19 protein-coding genes, 2 tRNA genes and 1 pseudogene are annotated in these 19,015 nt (G+C 53.7%); 18 read left to right on the forward strand and 4 right to left on the reverse strand.

Going from position 1 to position 19,015, the window contains the following annotated elements:
• Positions 1-13 precede the first annotated feature (13 nt).
• The 4 genes from srlD to srlA are packed head-to-tail and all read right to left on the reverse strand — an operon-like array spanning position 14 to position 2,699.
• Positions 14-793 (reverse strand): sorbitol-6-phosphate dehydrogenase, encoded by a 780-nt coding sequence (gene srlD, locus GA0061070_RS06085; RefSeq protein WP_090134547.1) that lies wholly within the window; start codon positions 791-793, stop codon positions 14-16.
• A gap of 17 nt (positions 794-810) precedes the next feature.
• Positions 811-1,173, reverse strand: a complete 363-nt coding sequence (gene srlB / locus GA0061070_RS06090; protein ID WP_090134549.1) for a PTS glucitol/sorbitol transporter subunit IIA — start codon at positions 1,171-1,173, stop codon at positions 811-813.
• Positions 1,174-1,182: 9 nt separating this feature from the next.
• Positions 1,183-2,142, reverse strand: coding sequence for a PTS glucitol/sorbitol transporter subunit IIB (gene srlE / locus GA0061070_RS06095; protein ID WP_090134550.1), 960 nt, complete (start codon positions 2,140-2,142; stop codon positions 1,183-1,185).
• Positions 2,139-2,699 (reverse strand): PTS glucitol/sorbitol transporter subunit IIC, encoded by a 561-nt coding sequence (gene srlA / locus GA0061070_RS06100; RefSeq protein ID WP_090134552.1) that lies wholly within the window; start codon positions 2,697-2,699, stop codon positions 2,139-2,141. Before srlA ends, srlE begins: the two co-directional genes overlap by 4 nt.
• A gap of 273 nt (positions 2,700-2,972) precedes the next feature.
• On the opposite strand from srlA, the gene mltB reads away from it, so the two are divergent.
• The 18 genes and pseudogenes from mltB to GA0061070_RS06195 all read left to right on the forward strand — a co-directional run bounded on the left by mltB (position 2,973) and on the right by GA0061070_RS06195 (position 18,998).
• Positions 2,973-4,055: a lytic murein transglycosylase B gene (mltB, locus tag GA0061070_RS06105; protein ID WP_090134553.1), complete on the forward strand. Its 1,083-nt coding sequence runs from the start codon at positions 2,973-2,975 to the stop codon at positions 4,053-4,055.
• A gap of 314 nt (positions 4,056-4,369) precedes the next feature.
• Positions 4,370-5,923 (forward strand): BglG family transcription antiterminator, encoded by a 1,554-nt coding sequence (locus tag GA0061070_RS06110; RefSeq protein ID WP_090134555.1) that lies wholly within the window; start codon positions 4,370-4,372, stop codon positions 5,921-5,923.
• Between the two features lie 25 nt (positions 5,924-5,948).
• Entirely contained in the window at positions 5,949-6,419 is a 471-nt protein-coding gene (locus GA0061070_RS06115; protein ID WP_090134557.1) for a PTS sugar transporter subunit IIA, read from the forward strand.
• A 19-nt stretch (positions 6,420-6,438) separates the two neighbouring features.
• Complete coding sequence (locus GA0061070_RS06120; RefSeq protein WP_090134559.1) at positions 6,439-6,753, forward strand: PTS fructose transporter subunit IIB; 315 nt, start codon at positions 6,439-6,441, stop codon at positions 6,751-6,753.
• 18 nt (positions 6,754-6,771) lie between these two features.
• A complete protein-coding gene (locus GA0061070_RS06125; RefSeq protein WP_090134560.1) occupies positions 6,772-7,863 on the forward strand; it encodes a PTS fructose transporter subunit IIC in 1,092 nt (363 codons plus the stop codon).
• Between the two features lie 11 nt (positions 7,864-7,874).
• On the forward strand, positions 7,875-8,726 hold the full coding sequence (locus GA0061070_RS06130) for a class II fructose-bisphosphate aldolase (RefSeq protein ID WP_090134562.1): 852 nt from the start codon (positions 7,875-7,877) through the stop codon (positions 8,724-8,726).
• 81 nt (positions 8,727-8,807) lie between these two features.
• Positions 8,808-9,668: a ketose-bisphosphate aldolase gene (locus GA0061070_RS06135; RefSeq protein ID WP_090134563.1), complete on the forward strand. Its 861-nt coding sequence runs from the start codon at positions 8,808-8,810 to the stop codon at positions 9,666-9,668.
• Positions 9,669-9,729: 61 nt separating this feature from the next.
• Positions 9,730-10,257: pseudogene (locus GA0061070_RS06140) on the forward strand (ROK family protein); the annotation flags it as partial.
• Positions 10,258-10,467: 210 nt separating this feature from the next.
• Complete coding sequence (locus GA0061070_RS06150) at positions 10,468-11,142, forward strand: metal ABC transporter ATP-binding protein (RefSeq protein WP_090134567.1); 675 nt, start codon at positions 10,468-10,470, stop codon at positions 11,140-11,142.
• Entirely contained in the window at positions 11,139-12,002 is an 864-nt protein-coding gene (locus tag GA0061070_RS06155; RefSeq protein ID WP_090134569.1) for a metal ABC transporter permease, read from the forward strand. Before GA0061070_RS06150 ends, GA0061070_RS06155 begins: the two co-directional genes overlap by 4 nt.
• A gap of 12 nt (positions 12,003-12,014) precedes the next feature.
• On the forward strand, positions 12,015-12,893 hold the full coding sequence (locus GA0061070_RS06160; protein WP_090134571.1) for a metal ABC transporter substrate-binding protein: 879 nt from the start codon (positions 12,015-12,017) through the stop codon (positions 12,891-12,893).
• 187 nt (positions 12,894-13,080) lie between these two features.
• Positions 13,081-13,578, forward strand: a complete 498-nt coding sequence (pncC, locus tag GA0061070_RS06165; protein ID WP_090134573.1) for a nicotinamide-nucleotide amidase — start codon at positions 13,081-13,083, stop codon at positions 13,576-13,578.
• A gap of 90 nt (positions 13,579-13,668) precedes the next feature.
• On the forward strand, positions 13,669-14,733 hold the full coding sequence (recA, locus tag GA0061070_RS06170) for a recombinase RecA (protein ID WP_090134575.1): 1,065 nt from the start codon (positions 13,669-13,671) through the stop codon (positions 14,731-14,733).
• 68 nt (positions 14,734-14,801) lie between these two features.
• Complete coding sequence (gene recX / locus GA0061070_RS06175; protein ID WP_090134577.1) at positions 14,802-15,302, forward strand: recombination regulator RecX; 501 nt, start codon at positions 14,802-14,804, stop codon at positions 15,300-15,302.
• Between the two features lie 130 nt (positions 15,303-15,432).
• On the forward strand, positions 15,433-18,063 hold the full coding sequence (gene alaS / locus GA0061070_RS06180; RefSeq protein WP_090134579.1) for an alanine--tRNA ligase: 2,631 nt from the start codon (positions 15,433-15,435) through the stop codon (positions 18,061-18,063).
• 240 nt (positions 18,064-18,303) lie between these two features.
• A complete protein-coding gene (csrA, locus tag GA0061070_RS06185) occupies positions 18,304-18,489 on the forward strand; it encodes a carbon storage regulator CsrA (protein WP_007370562.1) in 186 nt (61 codons plus the stop codon).
• 335 nt (positions 18,490-18,824) lie between these two features.
• Positions 18,825-18,917: transfer RNA gene (locus GA0061070_RS06190), tRNA-Ser, on the forward strand.
• Positions 18,918-18,921: 4 nt separating this feature from the next.
• A tRNA-Arg gene (locus tag GA0061070_RS06195) sits at positions 18,922-18,998 on the forward strand.
• Positions 18,999-19,015 lie beyond the last annotated feature (17 nt).

Below are 19,015 nucleotides of genomic sequence, written 5' to 3' on the forward strand. Positions count from 1 at the left end.
AGTGCATGCACTGTCAGAACATCACCTGGCCGCCGGTCACGTTAATCGACTGCCCGGTGCAGTAAGACGCTTTCGGGCTGGCGTAAAACATCAGTACATTCAGCACGTCCTGGTAGTCGCAACCGCGTTTCAGCGGTACTTTGTCCGTGTAGTACTGCTCGACCTCGTCAGCCGCAATGCTCAGTTTGCTGGCGTATTGCGGAATAAGTGACTGGAACATAGGCGATTTTAATAGATTGCCCAGCATCAGCGAATGTACCGTAATACCGTATTCTGCCAGATCCAACGCCAGCGACTGGGTTAAGCCGACGCCGCCGAATTTTGCCGCGCTGTAGCCGGAATTGTGTTTGCTGCCCACTTTGCCGGACTTTGAGTTGATCTGAATAATGCGCCCCTGAACACCGTCGCGAATCATCAATTTGGCGAATTCGCGCGCACAGAGGAAATAGCCGACCAGGTTGACCTGTAATGAGCGGTCAAAATCCCCGAGCGCAAAATCGCTGATGAACGCGGCTTTGGCGATGCCGGCGCTGTAGACCAGCAGATCGGTACGGCCAAAAATTTCGTCCACACCGCGCGCCAGCGCCAGCACGCTATGCTCGCTGGTGGCATCCGCGCCAAAGCCATAGGCTATCCCTTCGCCAAACTCGCTGTTGATCTCTTGGGCGACATTCGCCGCTTTATCACTCTGAATATCCACTACCGCCACGCGGTATCCTTCTGCGGCAAGCCCACGGCACAGGAACGCCCCGAGGGTTTGTCCTCCACCAATGACTACGGCAACCTGTTTCATACTCTTCTCCTTACGACTTAAGCGACAAATTTCAAAATGCAGCCGGGGGCGATAGTGTCCGGCACCGGGCCCGCGACATGTACCGTTCCGGGGTATTCCGCCTGCGTTTGTCCATCGAAACGCAGAGTGATATGGCCCAGCTCGCGCAAATTCTGTTCGGCGACGCCGCCAACGGCTGTGACCGGATAATGGTGTTCGCCAAGCTCGAATTGTGCGCCGGGTAGCAGTGCGCCGCTGAGCGCACCGTGGTTATGGATAAAACAGAACTCGGCGATGTCGGCGGGCGCGCCTTCCCTGAAGGTAATCAGCATGTTGTCGCAGAGCGCATCCGCTGCACTGTCACCAATGCGGGTAATGGTGGTTTGATAAATAACGCTCATGACACCTCCTTACTGATAAATGAAACCGGAAACAAACCAGGCAATTAGCACCGTTGGCGCGCCGGTCAAAAAGCGACTGACCAGCACCGAGGGCACACCGACGCGAACCGTGTCCTGGCGTGCTTCCGCCAGCGACAAACCGACCGGAATGAAGTCGCAAGCCGCCTGTGCGTTAATGGCAAACAGCGCGGGCAGGGCGAGATGCGGTGGGATATTCCCCTGACCAATTTGTACGCCGATGAGTACGCCAATCACCTGCGCGATCACGGCACCTGGCCCAAGAAACGGCGACAGCAGCGGGAAAGAGCAGATCAGTGCCAGCGTCACCAGCCCCAGCGGATGGCTGGCGAGTGGTGCCAGACCGTGGGCTATTCCGTCCCCGAGGCCGGAGGCGATAATGATGCCAATCAACGCCGAGACGAAGGCCATAAACGGCAGGATGGTTTTCAGCACCGTATCGATGGTGTCGCGTCCGGCCTGAAACAGCACCGCCACTGCCGACCCCATGCCCATACCGACTTTTGCCAGCAATCCGTCGCTTTGCTCGGTGATTTTTTTGCTGCTGTCATAATCCCGTCGGGCGGCCGGTTTGGCCGTGGCCGCTTCGCCTTGCAGATGAATGTTTTCCTCTTTCACTCCAGAGACATAGATATCTTCGAGGATGTACTGCGCCAGTGGCCCGGATTTTCCCGTTGCGTGGATGTTCACTGTCGGGATGCGCCGTTTCGGGTAGATGCCGCAGCGCAGCGTGCCGCCACAGTCAATCACCGCTACGCCGATTTCCGTTTCCGGCGGTTCGCCCTCTTTAAAACCATCCACCGCCTGCCAGCCGGTAAGTTGCGCCAGCTTGTCGACGATGGCCGGACGTGTTCCGGCAGTGATATAGACGATTTTCTTCTCAACGCTGGCGTCGATTTCCAGTGGGCCGCCCCAGCCGCCAGCGCCTTTTTCAATAATAATGCGGTTCATGATATTGCTCCGGCGAGTTGGACATCCTGTTCAAGTTGAATACCCATTTTCTTCTCAAAAATGGCCGTCGTGAGATCGGTAATCCAGCCACGGAAGAAGTTGGTGACCAGGCCAACCAGTAGATAGCTCACTGCCAGCGGGCCTAACGGCAAACCGAGCGTGGTCAGGCCGTTGGCGATGCCGAGATAGACAAACAGCTCTCCGGGGTTAATGTGCGGAAACAGGCCGTTCATTGAGTGGCAACTGTAAGATGCCGCGGCGTAATAACTGGGTTTGTAGCGCTCCGGCATAAAGCGCCCGAGGCTTAATGTCATCGGGTTGCAGAAAACAAAAGTGCCGATGCACGGCAACAGCAGGTAACGGGTCAGCGGATTGCCCGCGCAGCGCTGCGCGAGCTTTTCAATTCGATGCTGACCAATAAAGTTAATCAGCGCATTCATGATTACCAGCAGGCTTATCAGCAGCGGCAGAATACCGGTCACCATGCCGGTAAAAACTTCTCCGCCTTTCTGAAACAGCCCGATGAACCATTCGGCACCATGCGTGATGGTTTCCATTGTTCTCTCCTGTAGGGTTATCGTTTTGTTGTTTAACTGTGCGCTATAATAATCATTATGAAAGGTTGAAATGTGTTATTTAGATCTCGTTATGAAAGAAAAAATGATCATTGTGAAAGATTGTGCGAGAAATGACGCTTTTAGATGAACACACACTGAGAAGAAAAAAAGTGGGGTGCGATTGTGTATGTGGGCCTGATGTCGCTTCCTTGTCGCTAGTCAGATGCTTTACCATAGTTGCTCCTGGCTGAATTCGTTTAAAATGGACATCCCATGTTGAAGCGTTATTACGCAGCGTTGCTGCCTGCGTTTGTTGTGCTCTGTGCCTGTAGCAGTAAACCCCAGCTTGCCGAAACCCCTCAAACCGTATCACCTAAGCCTTCCGGCGGTTTTCTGCTGGAGCCGCAGCATTCGGTTTTGATGACTGGCGGCGACTTCGCCAATAATCCGGCCGCTGAACAATTCATCGATATGATGGTGAGCAAGCACGGCTTTGACCGCCAGCAACTGCACGAAATTCTGTCGCAGGCGAAGCGTCTGGACTACGTGTTGCGCCTGATGGATAAACAGGCACCGACATCCGCCGGGCCTACAGGGCCAAATGGCGCCTGGCTGCGCTATCGCAAACAATTCATCACCCCGGATAACGTGCAAAACGGCGTAGCGTTCTGGAACCAGTACGAGGATGCGCTCAACCGTGCCTGGATGGTCTATGGCGTACCACCAGAAATCATTGTCGGCATTATTGGTGTGGAAACGCGCTGGGGCCGTGTAATGGGCAAAACCCGTATTCTGGATGGTCTGGCGACGCTGGCCTTTGCTTATCCGCGCCGCGCGCAATACTTTGCCAGCGAACTGGAAACTTTCCTGCTGATGGCGCGCGATGAGAGCGATGATCCGCTCGATCTGAAAGGTTCCTTTGCCGGCGCAATGGGTTACGGCCAGTTTATGCCTTCCTCCTATAAGGAGTTTGCCGTTGATTTCAATGGTGATGGCCACATCAACTTGTGGGATCCGGTCGATGCTATCGGCAGCGTAGCGAACTACTTCAAACAGCACGGCTGGGTGAAAGGCGATTTGGTGGCTGTACCGGCCAACGGCCAGGCGCAGGGGCTGGAGAATGGCTTTAAAACCAACTACAGCGTTAGACAGCTGGCGGCGGTAGGTTTAACACCGCAACAGTCGCTGGGCGATCATCAACGGGCCAGCCTGCTGAGCCTGGATATTGGTACTGGTTATGAATACTGGTACGGGTTGTCGAACTTCTACGCTATCACCCGCTATAACCATAGTACCCACTACGCGATGGCGGTCTGGCAGCTCGGCCAGGCTGTATCGCTGGCGCGCGTTCGCTGATTCCTTCCCCTCCTGCGGGCTGTCTCTTATACGCAAATCCCTGATGCGGTCGTCGGGGATTTTTTTGAACCTTTTCCCCATCCATGGGAAAACATATTTGCGAGCGCTATCACGTTAATTAGCGTGAAAAGTGTGATCTGCGCTGGAAATATCTCTTAGATTCCCCTTCTTGTCTTATTCTCTGTCCGGAAGGCAGGACATGATTTAGTATTGTCGTTATTTCAATGCCCTTTTATATTTATCATCACGGATGGCAAGTGGAGCTTATCTGTTCAGAGCTTCTTAATTATTTTTAATCTGTGTAAGGGTAAATAATGCAAATGATTACCTCGCGACAAAACAGATTATTGAAATTCCTTCTTCCACGAAGGGAATTTATTACCTTGTTAAAAATCGCTGAATACTTAAATGTTTCGGAAAAAACCATTCAACGCGATTTACGAATACTGGAGCCGTGGCTGGCAGAATGGAGTATTGGCATAAATAAACGTGCCGGTGCCGGGGTCATGTTAAGCGCAGATAATATAACGGACCTGTTGCACCTGGATCAACTGCTTGGTGCGGAAGGTGACGATACCGATGGCATGATGAACAATTCCCGGCGAGTGAAAATAGCCTCACAATTATTAAGCGAAACGCCGCATGAAACGTCCATCAGTAAATTGTCGGAACGCTATTTTATCAGCAGTGCCTCAATCGTTAACGATCTGAAAGTGATTGAATCCTGGATTGCTCCGCTGGGATTGACGTTGATTCGTAGTCAGAGCGGAACGCATATCGAAGGCAGCGAAAGTAGCGTGCGTCAGGCGATGGCATCGCTGATTAATGGCATCATTAACCATAACGAACCGGGCAGCGTGATCTATTCCCGCCTCGACCCGGGAAGTTATAACGCGCTGGTCCACTATTTTGGCGAAGAAGACGTTTTATTCGTTCAGTCATTATTACAGGAGATGGAAAACGATCTCTGCTGGTCGCTGGGCGAGCCGTATTACGTCAATATTTTTACTCATATCCTGATCATGATGTACCGCATTACGCGTGGCAATGCGCTGCCGAAAAAGGACGATAACGCCAGCGTCTTCGATGAAAACATCTTTTCCGTTGCCAGCCGCATGATTCAGCGTATCGAAACACGCATTGCCCATCCGCTGCCGGAAGACGAAGTCTGGTTTATTTATCAATACATTATCTCTTCCGGTGTGGTCATCGAAGAGCATAACGACGTCAGCGTGATTGGCCATATGCACTCCAGTGATGAGGCCCGGCTGATTACCTGGCGGCTTATCGCAACCTTCGCCGATATGGTCGATAGCGATTTTAGCCAGGATATCGCGCTGTACGACGGACTGCTGATTCACATTAAGCCATTGATTAATCGTCTCAATTACCAGATTTACATTCGTAACCCGCTGCTGGACGATATCAAAGGCGAGTTACAGGACGTCTGGCGGCTAACCCAGTGTGCGGTGAACCGGGTGTTTAGCGGTTGGGGCGAGCAGGCGGTATCGGAAGATGAAGTCGGCTATTTGACCGTGCATTTCCAGGCGGCGATGGAACGACAGATTGCCCGTAAGCGCGTACTGCTGGTCTGTTCGACGGGTGTCGGCACCTCGCATCTGTTAAAAAGCCGCATTCTGCGCGCCTTCCCGGACTGGACTATCGTTGGCGTGGTCTCTGCGGGGAGCTTGCCGTCGGTACTGACGGAAGATATTGAACTGGTTGTCTCGACGATCAATCTGCCGACCATTGCTCTGCCAGTGGTATACGTCACCGCTTTTTTTAATGACGCTGATATTAAGCGCGTGACGGAAACGGTTATTACGGAAAAATTGCATCGTGCGACGTCTCTGGTCGTCGAACATTAATATCTGAATCCATGAGGTATGTTTAATGGACATAACAAAAATCCTGAATACGAATCGCGTTATTTTAGATATGAAAGCTACAAATAAAACGGAGGCGATTGAGGAATTAACCGACATTTTACAAAAAGATGGCGCTATTAGTTGCCGGGAAACGTTTATTCAGGATGTCTGGCAACGTGAGTCAGAAGGGTCGACCGGCTTCGAAAATCATATTGCAATACCCCATGGTAAATCCTCGGCGGTAGTTAATACCACCCTGGCGATTGGACGCACACACCACGATATTCCCTGGGAAACTCTGGATGGCAGTAATGTGCGCTGTATTATTTTATTTGCTGTACGGCTTGAAGATCAAAATACGACGCATATTCGCCTACTTTCTCAGGTGGCAGGTGCACTGGCGGATGAAGAAATTATCGAGCAATTACTTGAAGAGAGCAGTCCACAAAAAATTATTGACTTGTTTAGTCAATATGCTGAATCCGATGTTTGCTAAATAAAAAGTGGAGCATGTTATGAATATTGTTTGTGTCGCTGCCTGTACGGCAGGAATTGCACATACGTATATTGCCCGCGAGAAGTTAACTAAAGGTGCGAAAGTGCTTGGGCATAATATTAAAGTTGAAACTCAGGGCACTATCGGTACTGAAAATGAGTTACTGGCGGAAGATATTTCCGCAGCCGACGTCGTTATTCTTGCGGTCGATGTCAAAATAAAAGGAGAAGAGCGCTTCATTAATAAACGCATCGTGCGAGTTAAAACCGAAATTGTCATTAAATCACCCATTCAGTTTCTTGAAAAGGTTGAGAAATCATTAGCTAATGCGTGATCCTTATCTGGAGGTCACATGAGTGAAAATAAAGTTCCTGTTTCGCAGGAAATAAAAAGACATCTTTTGACGGGCATCTCGTGGATGATTCCGTTAATTGTGGCAGCGGGCATTTGTATTGCCCTCGGCCAGGTACTCGGCGGCACAAACGTTGGAGAAAAAACGGGCACCATCCCCTGGATGCTCAATCAGATTGGCGGCTGGGGAATGGGGTTGATTGTACCCCTGATCAGCGCCGCCATTGCTTACTCTATTGCTGACCGTCCCGGATTCGCGCCGGGCCTGATTGTTGGCTTTGTTTGCGGGCAGATTCATACCGGGTTTATTGGCGGGATGCTGGGTGGTTTCCTGGTGGGTTACACCGTCCTGCTGCTTAAACACTATATTCGCCTGCCGAAATCGATGAAGGGCCTGATGCCCATCATGGTGCTGCCAGTGCTGAGCACCATTATCGGCGGCCTGCTGATGATGACTCTGATCGGCAAACCCATTGCCTGGTTGCAGGAAGCGTTGATTCATATGCTGGAGTCGATGCAGGGCGGTTCACGTTTCCTGATGGGGGCCATCCTCGGTGCAATGGCGACGTTCGACTTCGGCGGCCCGGTGAACAAAACCATGTCGCTGTTCGCCGATGGGCTGCTGGTGAGTGGTGTGTACGGGCCGGAAGCGGTGAAGTTTGTCGGCTCGATTATTCCGCCGTTCGGCATCACCCTCTCGTTCCTGCTGACACGCCACAAATACACCCGCGCTGAACGTGAAGCGCTGAAAGCCGCCTTCCCGATGGGGATCTGCATGATTACCGAAGGGGTTATCCCGATTGCGGCGCGTGACCTGCTGCGCGTGGTCGGCTCCTGTGTGGTGGCTTCGGCGATTGCAGGTGGCCTGATCATGGTGTGGGGCGTGGAAAGCCCGGTGCCGCACGGTGGCATGTTCGTGGTCCCGCTGTTTACCCATCCGCTGCTGTTCTGCCTGGCGCTGGGGATCGGCACGGTTGTCTGCGGCGTGATGCTATCGCTGTGGAAGAAACCGGTGACAGAACGTGACGAAGAGTTTGACGAGCTCAGCGATAAAAAACTGAAAGACGAAGAGATCACCTTCACCCTGGAATAAACGGAGACCCTATGTTTGCCGATATGAAAAGCATGGTGACCAAAGCCTGGTGTGAACACTATGCGTTGCTCGCTATCAACTGTATGAACCTGGAAAGCGCCCGCGCGGCGGTTCGGGTTGCCGAGAAACACCGCGCACCGATCATCCTGAACCTGTATCAGGAGCATCTTGCCCATTTCCCGGCACCGGTTGCCGTGGCGGTGGTAAAAGCGTTGGCCGAGGAGGCCACGGTGCCGGTCACACTGGCGCTGGACCACGGGAAAGATCCCGTGCGCATTCGCCAGGCGTTTCGTGCCGGGTTTAGCGGGCTGATGATTGATGCGTCCGCCTTCCCGCTGGAAGAGAACGTCCGTCAGACCCGCGCGGTGGTTGAGCTGGCAGCCAGCGCCGGTCTGTGTGTGGAGGGGGAGTTAGGCCATTTGGCCGATGCACCGCGCTATGACCACGCCACTAATGCGGATCTGATGACCCAGGCCGCCGACGTAGAGCCGTTTATCCAGCAGACCGGGATTGACCTTCTGGCAGTGTCAGTCGGAACCGCGCACGGCATGTACGCCCCTGGTATCACGCCAGCCATCGATTTTCAGCGCCTGGAAGAGGTGGCCCGCAAATCGACGGTGCCCCTGGCATTGCACGGCGGCAGCGGAACCCCGTTTGACCAGATGCAGCAATGTCCGTCCTTTGGCGTAGCCAAGATCAACGTCGGCGCTGCGGTGTTCGAAGCCGGGAAAGCCGCGCTGCTGCATACCCTGTGTCATGACAATTCTTGCGAACTGGTGGATGCGCTGATGGCCATGGAGCAGGCCAGCGAGGAAGCCATTATCCCGTATCTACAGGCCAGCGGCGCTATCGGCAAAGCCTGATTCATTTTTCTGTAACGCCTTCTATGCCTCTGCAACGACGCACCGGCAGGGCTTGCTACACCCTGAAACTGGAGAATTAACATGTTAATTTCGATGAAAGAGTTACTGAAACCCACCCGCAAACACGGTTTCGCCATTGGTGCGTTCAACGTGGCGGACAGTTGCTTTATTCGTGCGGTGGTGGAAGAAGCGGAAGCCACCAACACGCCTGCCATTATCTCTATCCACCCCAGCGAACACGATTTTGTTGGGGATAGCTTTTTCGGCTATGTCCGCGATATCACCATGCGTAGCCCGGTGCCGTTCACCCTGCACCTGGATCACGGTGCATCGGTCGAGCATGTGCTTCGGGCAATCCAGTGCGGGTTCACCTCGGTGATGATCGACGGCTCGCTGCTGCCCTATGAGGAGAATGTGGCGCTGACCAAAGAAGTGGTGCGTCTGGCGCATGCAGTGGGCGTTTCGGTGGAAGGGGAACTGGGCACCATCGGCCAGACGGGCACGTCTGTGGAAGGCGGCGTATCGGAAGTGACCTATACCGACCCGGCACAGGCAGAGGATTTTATTGCCCGCACCGGGGCAGATACTCTGGCGGTGGCGATCGGGACGGCACACGGTATCTACCCGAAAGGGATGCAGCCGAAGCTGCAAATGAAAATTCTGCGCGACATTGCCGGGCGTCTGGATATTCCGCTGGTGCTACACGGCGGCTCAGCCAACCCGGATGTAGAAATCGCCGAGTCCGTGACCCTGGGGGTGGGCAAAATCAATATCTCCAGCGACATGAAGTATGCCTACTTCCAGAAAGTGCGTGAGATCCTCGCCAGAGAAACCTGGTGGGATCCGAACGTGATCTATCCGGATGCGATCACCGCTGCGCGAGATGTGATCCGCCACAAAATGAAGCTGTTTGGATCAACCGGTAAAGCGTCACTTTACTAAGGCCATTGAGGCGGGTTTGCCCGCCTCTTTCGCAATCTTCTTTCGCAATAAGGAAAGAGATATGTACTACCTGGGGCTGGATATCGGCGGCACGAACATTGCGGCGGTGGTGATGGATGCACAGGGACAGGAAATAGCCCGTTACCGTTGCCCGACGCAGAAAGCGAGTTATCCGCAGTTTGTGGAATCGGTGGTTGCCTTTATTGACCAGATTAGCCATGACATACAACTGCCGATGATGACGGGGATTGCCCTGCCGGGCAGCGTCTCGCCGCTGAGCGGTCTGATTAAGAACTCTAATATCCAGGTGATTAATGGTCGCGCGTTGCAGACGGATCTCCAGCAGTTGCTGGGGCAGACAATGGTGATGGCAAACGACGGCAACTGTTTCGCTTTGTCGGAAGCCTGTGACGGTGCGGGGCAGCAGCATGAAGTCGTGTTCGGTATCACGCCAGGTACCGGTTGCGGTGGCGGGATAGCCATTCACCGCCAGCCGTTTGTTGGCGCGTGGGGGAATGCCGCCGAGTGCGGACATATCACCCTGCGAAGCCTCTTGATCAGAAGAACTGATCAAAAGATAGCCTGCTGGAGGAGAATCTGAAACATTTCGACGCACTCCCGTTTTGCCCCCTGTATTTACATCATCACTGCGAATGTTTATTGTTATGTTATAACATATTTGAGGCGTGTCGATGATCCCCGTAACTCTGTTTTCCCTGTCTGGTGCGACCCGGTTGCTGCTGGCCGTCGCGTTATTGCTGATGCTTTGGCTCCTGACTGATTGGGCGGTCACGTTGCCATGATTGAACTTGACCATTTAGTGGCGGGATATGAGCGACTGGCAATTACCCCTGCGCTTTGCGGCACGCTGGAGCGCGGAAGTATGACCGCTATTGTCGGTGCTAACGGCTGCGGCAAATCGACATTACTCAAAACGCTGGCAGGATTTTTACCTCCGGTGAGCGGCGTACTGCGCTGGCAACCGTCACGCCCGACAATTGGCTGGCTGGCGCAGCGTCACGCGCTGGAATCGCAGTTTCCGCTCACCGTTCAGGATGTGGTTTGCATGGGCTGTTGGCCGCGTATTTCTCTGTTTCGCGGCATAAATCGTGATGCGCGTAAGCGGGCTGCGCAAGGGCTGGAACGCGTGGGCTTAACGGCTATGGCGCGTGAAACCATTGATACACTCTCCGGCGGGCAATTCCAGCGCATGTTATTTGCCCGCGTCTGGGTACAAAATGCGCCGCTGGTCATGCTGGATGAACCCTTCACCGGCATTGATGAAATTACCTCGCAGATATTGATGGAACAACTCGTTGATATGCATCGCGAAGGGCAGACCATTTTGGCCGTGCTGCATGATAGTGAACGCGTGGCGCGTTACTTTCCGCAAACCCTACGCCTTGGCGAAAAGGCCGCGCAGTGGGGCGCATCCGACCAGTCTCAGAGGACGGTCGAGGTGTGCAGCGCATGATTTGGCATCTCTTTTTCCAGCCGTTTATTGAATTTGGTTTTATGCGCCGCGCGCTGGTGGTTTGCCTGGCGCTTTCGGTTAGTACCACGGCGCTGGGCGTCTTTTTGCTGCTGCGTCGTATGAGCCTGATGGGTGATGCGCTTTCGCACGCTATTCTGCCGGGTGTGGCTGTCGGTTACTTGCTGAACGGTATGTCGTTGCTGGCGATGAGTATTGGTGGCTTTATTGCGGGCATCACCGTGGCGCTGGTCGCTGGCTGGGTCAGCCGCCGTACGCCGCTGAAAGAGGACGCCAGTTTTGCCGGCTTTTATCTTGGCTCACTGGCGCTGGGTGTCACGCTGGTGTCGTTACGTGGCTCGAACGTCGATCTTTTACACCTGCTATTTGGTTCGATTCTGGCGGTGGATAGTAATGCGGCGCTGTTTGTCGCAGGTGTCGCCAGCCTGACGCTGATCGTGCTGGCGGTGGGTTATCGCGGGCTGGTCAGCGAAGCGTTCGACAGTGCGTTTTTGCAGGTGAATGCATCCCGCTTGCCAGGGTTGCTGCATGGGCTGTTTCTGGCGTTGCTGGTATTAAACCTGGTGGCCGGGTTTCAGGTTCTCGGCACGTTGATGGCGGTGGGCGTCATGATGTTGCCCGCAGTGGCGGCGCGCTGTTGGGTGCGCACGCTACCTGCGTTGCTGCTGCTGGCGGCGGTGACCGGCGCGCTCTGCGCCTGGTTAGGCTTAAGCTTATCGTGGATGGCGGGTCTGCCTGCTGGCCCGGCTATCGTTCTGACCGCCAGCGCAATGTTCTTTTTTTCCATTTTATTTGGCACGCGCAGCGGGCTGGCTCAAAGCCTGCGTGCGCTTTTAACGTAGCAAGGGGAAATGATGAAACGTACAGGAGTGATGCTGGCGCTTGCGTTGGGATTGATGGCGCAGGGTGCGATGGCAAAAACGTTAAATGTGGTCACCAGTTTTTCGATTCTGGGCGACATTACACAAGAAGTGGGCGGTGAGCATGTAAAGGTGACGACGCTGGTCGGGCCGGATGGCGATCCGCACACCTTTGAACCCTCGGCGAAAGACAGCGCGTTGCTGAATAAAGCCGATGTAGTGGTGGTGAATGGTTTAGGGCTGGAAGGTTGGCTCGACAGGCTGGTGAAGGCCTCCGGTTTTAAAGGCCAACTGGTTGTGGCTTCAACTGGCGTATCCACGCATACGCTGGAAGAGGATGGTAAAACCGTGACCGATCCCCATGCCTGGAACAGCGCCGCCAACGGCGTGCTGTATGCACAAAATATTCTGGCCGCGTTGGTGAAAGCCGATCCGGAAGATGAGGCCGCGCTCAATGCTTCCGGCCAGCGCTATATCGCCGAGTTAAAACAAATGAATAGCTGGGCGAAAGAGCGCTTTAGCGCTATCCCGCAGGCGAAACGTAAAGTGCTGACCAGCCATGATGCTTTCGGCTATTTCGCCCGTGCCTACAACGTTGAGTTTATGGCACCGCAGGGGATCTCCTCGGAGAGCGAAGCCAGCGCAGCACAGGTGGCCTCGCTGATTAAGCAGATCAAAGCTGATGGCGTTCACGTCTGGTTTATGGAGAACCAGCTCGATCCGCGCCTGGTAAAACAGATCGCCAGTGCGACCGGCGCGCAGCCGGGTGGTGAACTCTATCCGGAAGCGCTGAGTGTGAAAGGCGGCGTGGCGGATACATATCAGAAAGCGTTTCGCCATAACGTTGACACCATCGCGAACAGCATGAAATAACCCCTGTCGCCGGATAAGCGGCAACCACCATCCGGCGAATTGCCCGGCGGCCGGGCCTGTGCTTCGTGCCGCCATTTTCTCTACCGCGCTTTTTTCGGAAGCCTCCTCGTAAATTTATTAACCCATCCCCACATTTGCCCGGAAAGTGGTATCTTTTCCGCCACGATTTTTGTGCACGGGAGCCATCATGACGGACACTGAATTAATGCAACTGAGCGAGCGTATCGGGCAGGCGTTAAAAGCGCGCGGTGCAACGCTAACGACCGCGGAATCCTGCACTGGTGGCTGGGTTGCAAAGGTCATCACCGACATTGCCGGCAGTTCCGCCTGGTTTGAACGTGGGTTTGTTACCTACAGTAATGAAGCAAAAGCGCAAATGATTGGCGTGCAGCCCGACACGCTGGATGCGCATGGTGCGGTGAGTGAGCCGGTGGTGGTGGAAATGGCGATTGGCGCGCTGAAAGCCGCGCGTGCCGATTATGCTATTTCGATCAGCGGCATCGCCGGGCCGGATGGCGGCAGTGAGGAGAAACCGGTCGGCACCGTTTGGTTTGGCATTGCCAGCGTCAGTGGGGAAGGGATTACGCGGCGCGAATGCTTTCCTGGAGACCGTGAATCGGTACGCAGGCAAGCGACGGCATATGCGCTGCAAACCCTCTGGCAACATTTTCTACAAAATACTTGATACTGTATGACTATACAGTATAATTGCGACAACAGAACAGTAATTCACCGCGGGGCGTAACGCGCTTCACTCTGCATGACAGGAGTAATAATGGCTATCGACGAAAACAAACAAAAGGCGCTTGCAGCTGCACTGGGTCAGATCGAAAAGCAATTCGGTAAAGGCTCCATCATGCGTCTGGGTGAAGACCGCTCCATGGATGTGGAAACTATCTCCACTGGTTCGCTCTCGCTGGACATCGCGCTGGGTGCGGGCGGTCTGCCGATGGGGCGTATCGTCGAAATCTACGGGCCGGAATCATCTGGTAAAACCACGCTGACATTACAGGTGATTGCCGCAGCGCAGCGCGAAGGTAAAACCTGTGCGTTTATCGATGCGGAGCACGCACTGGATCCTATCTATGCTCGTAAGCTGGGCGTAGATATCGACAACCTGCTGTGCTCTCAGCCGGACACCGGTGAGCAGGCGCTGGAGATCTGTGATGCGCTGGCACGCTCTGGCGCAGTTGACGTGCTGGTTGTCGACTCCGTTGCGGCATTGACGCCGAAAGCGGAAATCGAAGGTGAAATCGGCGACTCTCACATGGGCCTCGCGGCACGTATGATGAGCCAGGCGATGCGTAAGCTGGCCGGTAACCTGAAACAGTCCAACACGCTGCTGATCTTTATCAACCAGATCCGTATGAAAATCGGTGTGATGTTTGGCAACCCGGAAACCACCACCGGCGGTAACGCGCTGAAGTTCTACGCTTCTGTGCGTCTGGATATCCGTCGCATCGGCGCGGTAAAAGAGGGTGACAACGTTATCGGCAGCGAAACCCGCGTAAAAGTGGTGAAAAACAAAATTGCTGCACCGTTCAAACAGGCTGAATTCCAGATCCTTTACGGTGAAGGTATCAACTTCTACGGCGAGCTGGTTGACCTCGGCGTGAAAGAGAAGCTGATCGAGAAAGCGGGTGCCTGGTACAGCTACAACGGTGAAAAAATTGGACAGGGTAAAGCGAATGCAACAACCTGGCTGAAAGAGAACCCGGCAACGGCGAAAGAGATTGAGAAAAAAGTGCGCGAGATTCTGCTCAGTAATCAGAATTCCGCTGCGGAATTCTCGGTGGATGGCAACGGCGAAGACGTTGAAGAAACCAACGAAGATTTCTGATAATCTGAACCGCAATCGAGGGCTGCTGATGCAGCCCTTTTGCTTTTCTGCGACCACAGGAATGAGTCATGTCTGATGATACTCCCCGCCGCTCTGCGCTTCCCCGTTTGCGCGATCGGGCGATGCGAATTCTGGCGATGCGCGATCACAGCGAAAATGAGTTTCGCCGTAAGTTGACGGCGCCGGTAATGGGGACAAATGGCCCGGAAGAACTCGACTGTACGGAAGAAGAGGTGGGGCAGATTGTTGAGTGGTGTCTTGAGCACCATTTTCTCGATGATGCCCGTTTTGTGCGTCAGTTTATCGCCAGCCGGGCGCGCAAAGGCTATGGGCCTGTTCGTATTCGTCAGGAGCTGAATCAAAAAGGGATCGTGCGGGAAATGGTGGAACAGGCGATGCGCGAATGCGATATCGATTGGGTCGCCAGCGCCCGGGATCAGGCGCTGCGCAAGTATGGAGAACCACTGCCGACGGAGTTTGTCGAGAAAGTAAAAGTGCAACGCTTTTTGCTCTATCGTGGCTTTTTGCAGGAAGATATTCAGGAGATATGGCGAAATTTTGCCGACTGAGCGCATACGGGATTTTACTTCGCACTAAAGAAAACTTATCTTATTCCCACTTTTTCCAGTAACTAGCGCGTCTGCTATGTCATGGCGGCAGCTGGTTACCACATTTCGTTAGCTTGATTTCAGGATAATTATGAGCAAGAGCACCGCTGAGATCCGTCAGGCGTTTCTCGATTTTTTCCATAGCAAAGGACATCAGGTAGTTGCCAGCAGCTCCCTGGTGCCAAATAACGATCCGACTTTGCTGTTTACCAACGCAGGGATGAACCAGTTCAAGGATGTGTTCCTTGGGCTCGACAAACGTAATTATTCCCGCGCTACCACGGCACAGCGTTGTGTCCGTGCCGGTGGTAAACACAATGATTTGGAAAACGTCGGTTACACTGCACGTCATCACACTTTTTTTGAAATGCTGGGCAACTTCAGCTTCGGCGATTACTTCAAACATGATGCTATTCAGTACGCATGGGAACTGCTGACCGGTGAAAACTGGTTCAACCTGCCGAAAGAGCGTCTGTGGGTGACGGTGTACGAAACGGATGATGAAGCCTACGAAATTTGGGAAAAAGAAGTCGGTATCCCGCGTGAGCGTATTATTCGCATCGGTGATAACAAAGGTGCAGCTTACGCCTCTGACAACTTCTGGCAGATGGGCGACACCGGTCCGTGCGGTCCGTGTACCGAGATTTTCTATGATCACGGCGATCACATCTGGGGCGGCCCTCCGGGAAGTCCGGAAGAAGATGGCGACCGTTACATTGAGATCTGGAACATCGTCTTTATGCAGTTTAACCGCCAGGCCGATGGCACCATGGAGCCGCTGCCGAAACCGTCAGTGGACACAGGTATGGGCCTGGAGCGTGTGGCAGCCGTACTGCAACATGTGAACTCCAACTATGAAATCGATCTGTTCGTTAAGCTTATTGAAGCCGTAGCGAAAGTGACCGGCGCGACGGATTTGAGCAACAAATCCCTGCGCGTTATTGCGGACCACATTCGCTCCTGTGCGTTCCTTATTGCTGACGGCGTGATCCCATCGAACGAAAACCGCGGCTACGTGCTGCGTCGTATCATCCGTCGTGCTATCCGCCACGGTAATATGCTGGGCGCGAAGGACACCTTCTTCTATAAACTGGTGGCGCCGCTGATCGCCGTGATGGGCTCTGCCGGTGAAGATCTGCAACGCCAGCAAGCGCAGGTTGAACAGGTTCTGAAAACCGAAGAAGAGCAGTTTGCCCGTACTCTGGAGCGCGGTCTGGCACTGCTGGACGAAGAGCTGGCAAAACTGAAAGGGGATACGCTTGACGGCGAAACGGTCTTCCGTCTGTACGATACCTACGGTTTCCCGATGGATCTGACTGCGGACGTTTGCCGCGAGCGTAACCTGAAAATTGATGAAGCCGGTTTTGAAGCCGCCATGGAAGAGCAGCGCCGCCGCGCCCGCGAATCCAGCGGATTTGGTGCGGACTACAACGCGATGATCCGCGTTGATAGCGCCTCGGAATTTAAAGGCTACGATCACCTTGAACTGAACGGCAAAGTGACTGCGCTGTTTGTCGACGGCAAACCGGTAAACACGATTGCTGCGGGCCAGGAAGCGGTTGTCGTGCTTGATGAAACGCCATTTTATGCCGAATCCGGCGGTCAGGTTGGCGATAAAGGCGAACTGAAAGGCAACGGTTTTGCGTTTGCCGTGCAGGATACGCAGAAATATGGTCAGGCGATTGGCCACATCGGTAAGCTGGCGACCGGGACTCTGAAAGTGGGTGACGGCGTGAAAGCGGAAGTCGATGAAGCGCGTCGCGCGCGCATCCGCCTGAACCACTCTGCAACACACCTGATGCACGCTGCGTTGCGTAGCGTTCTTGGCACTCACGTCGCGCAGAAAGGCTCGCTGGTGAATGACAAAGCGCTGCGCTTTGACTTCTCTCATTTTGAAGCGATGAAACCATCTGAGATCCGCGCGGTGGAAGATCTGGTGAACGCGCAGATTCGCCGTAACTTGCCGATCGAAACCAACATCATGGATCTGGAAGCCGCAAAAGCGAATGGTGCGATGGCGCTGTTTGGCGAGAAATACGATGAGCGCGTGCGTGTACTGAGCATGGGCGATTTCTCTACCGAACTGTGCGGTGGTACGCACGCTTCCCGCACCGGTGATATCGGTCTGTTCCGCATTGTGTCTGAATCCGGTACTGCCGCTGGTGTGCGTCGTATCGAAGCGATTACTGGTGAAGGTGCGATTGCCAGCCTGCATGCGCAGAGCGACCAACTGCACGATATCGCACAGTTGCTGAAAGGCGATAGTCAGAATCTCGGTGACAAAGTACGTACTGTTATTGATCGTACGCGTCAGTTGGAAAAAGAGTTGCAGCAGCTTAAAGAGCAGGCGGCAGCGCAGGAGAGCGCGAACCTGTTCGGCAAAGCGACTGACCTTAACGGTGTGAAACTGCTGGTCAGCGAACTGGCAGGCGTCGAGCCGAAGATGCTGCGTACCATGGTGGATGATCTGAAGAACCAGTTAGGTGCTTCTGTTATTGTTCTCGCCACTGTGGCTGAAGGGAAAGTTTCTCTGATTGCGGGAGTCTCGAAGGATGTGACTGACCGTGTGAAAGCAGGGGATCTGGTTGGTATGGTTGCCCTGCAGGTTGGGGGCAAAGGGGGCGGACGTCCGGACATGGCGCAAGCCGGTGGTACCGATGCGGCTGCGCTTCCTGCTGCTCTTGCCAGTGTTAAAGACTGGGTAAGCGCAAAACTGTCATAATTACAAAGCGAATGCACAGGCCATAATCTTACTGATTATGGCCTTGTTGCCACTACGCTATTGATAACAAGAAAGTCAGGTTGAAGTTGTGTATATCGGCTAAACTTACGTTTAACAGAATGTGATGCCGTGACTGCTTACACTTTACGTGTTTGTCATCGCTTACTTTTTGGCGTTATATGATGGATAATGCCGGGATACAGAGAGACCCGACTCTTTTAATCTTTCAAGGAGCAAAGAATGCTGATTCTGACTCGTCGAGTTGGTGAAACCCTCATGATTGGGGATGAGGTCACTGTGACTGTCTTAGGGGTTAAGGGTAACCAGGTGCGCATTGGCGTTAATGCCCCGAAAGAAGTATCTGTTCACCGTGAAGAGATCTACCAGCGTATCCAGGCTGAAAAATCACAGCAGTCCAACTACTGATGCTATTGTGCGTCTCGCAGTTGTACGGCGAGACGCAACACCTCCTTTAGATGTTCTCCTCTCCAGGTTTCCTTTTTATTTCAGTCCCGCATTTTTGGGTATCAGGCTCCTGTTTTTGTGGCAGGCTTGTTTCTGCTTTCTCCAGCGAAGCGGCGAAAATTCTGCTGAGAAAACATCCTTTTTGGCCTTTTTACAGGCTAATTGACTGCGAAGTGTGCAAACAATTCAGGGGCTGGAAAAATTGTTTGACTTATAAGTCCCAGAAAGTAATATGTGCGCCACGCAGCGACGATGAGCTCTCAACAAGTTCTTCAAAGCACTCGAAAGAGGCGTGTGGTGAGGTGGCCGAGAGGCTGAAGGCGCTCCCCTGCTAAGGGAGTATGCGGTCAAAAGCTGCATCCGGGGTTCGAATCCCCGCCTCACCGCCATTTTGCATCCGTAGCTCAGCTGGATAGAGTACTCGGCTACGAACCGAGCGGTCGGAGGTTCGAATCCTCCCGGATGCACCATATTTTGAGGAAGTGAC

It is taken from the genome of Kosakonia oryziphila (assembly GCF_900094795.1).
Taxonomy (GTDB): Bacteria; Pseudomonadota; Gammaproteobacteria; order Enterobacterales; family Enterobacteriaceae; genus Kosakonia; species Kosakonia oryziphila.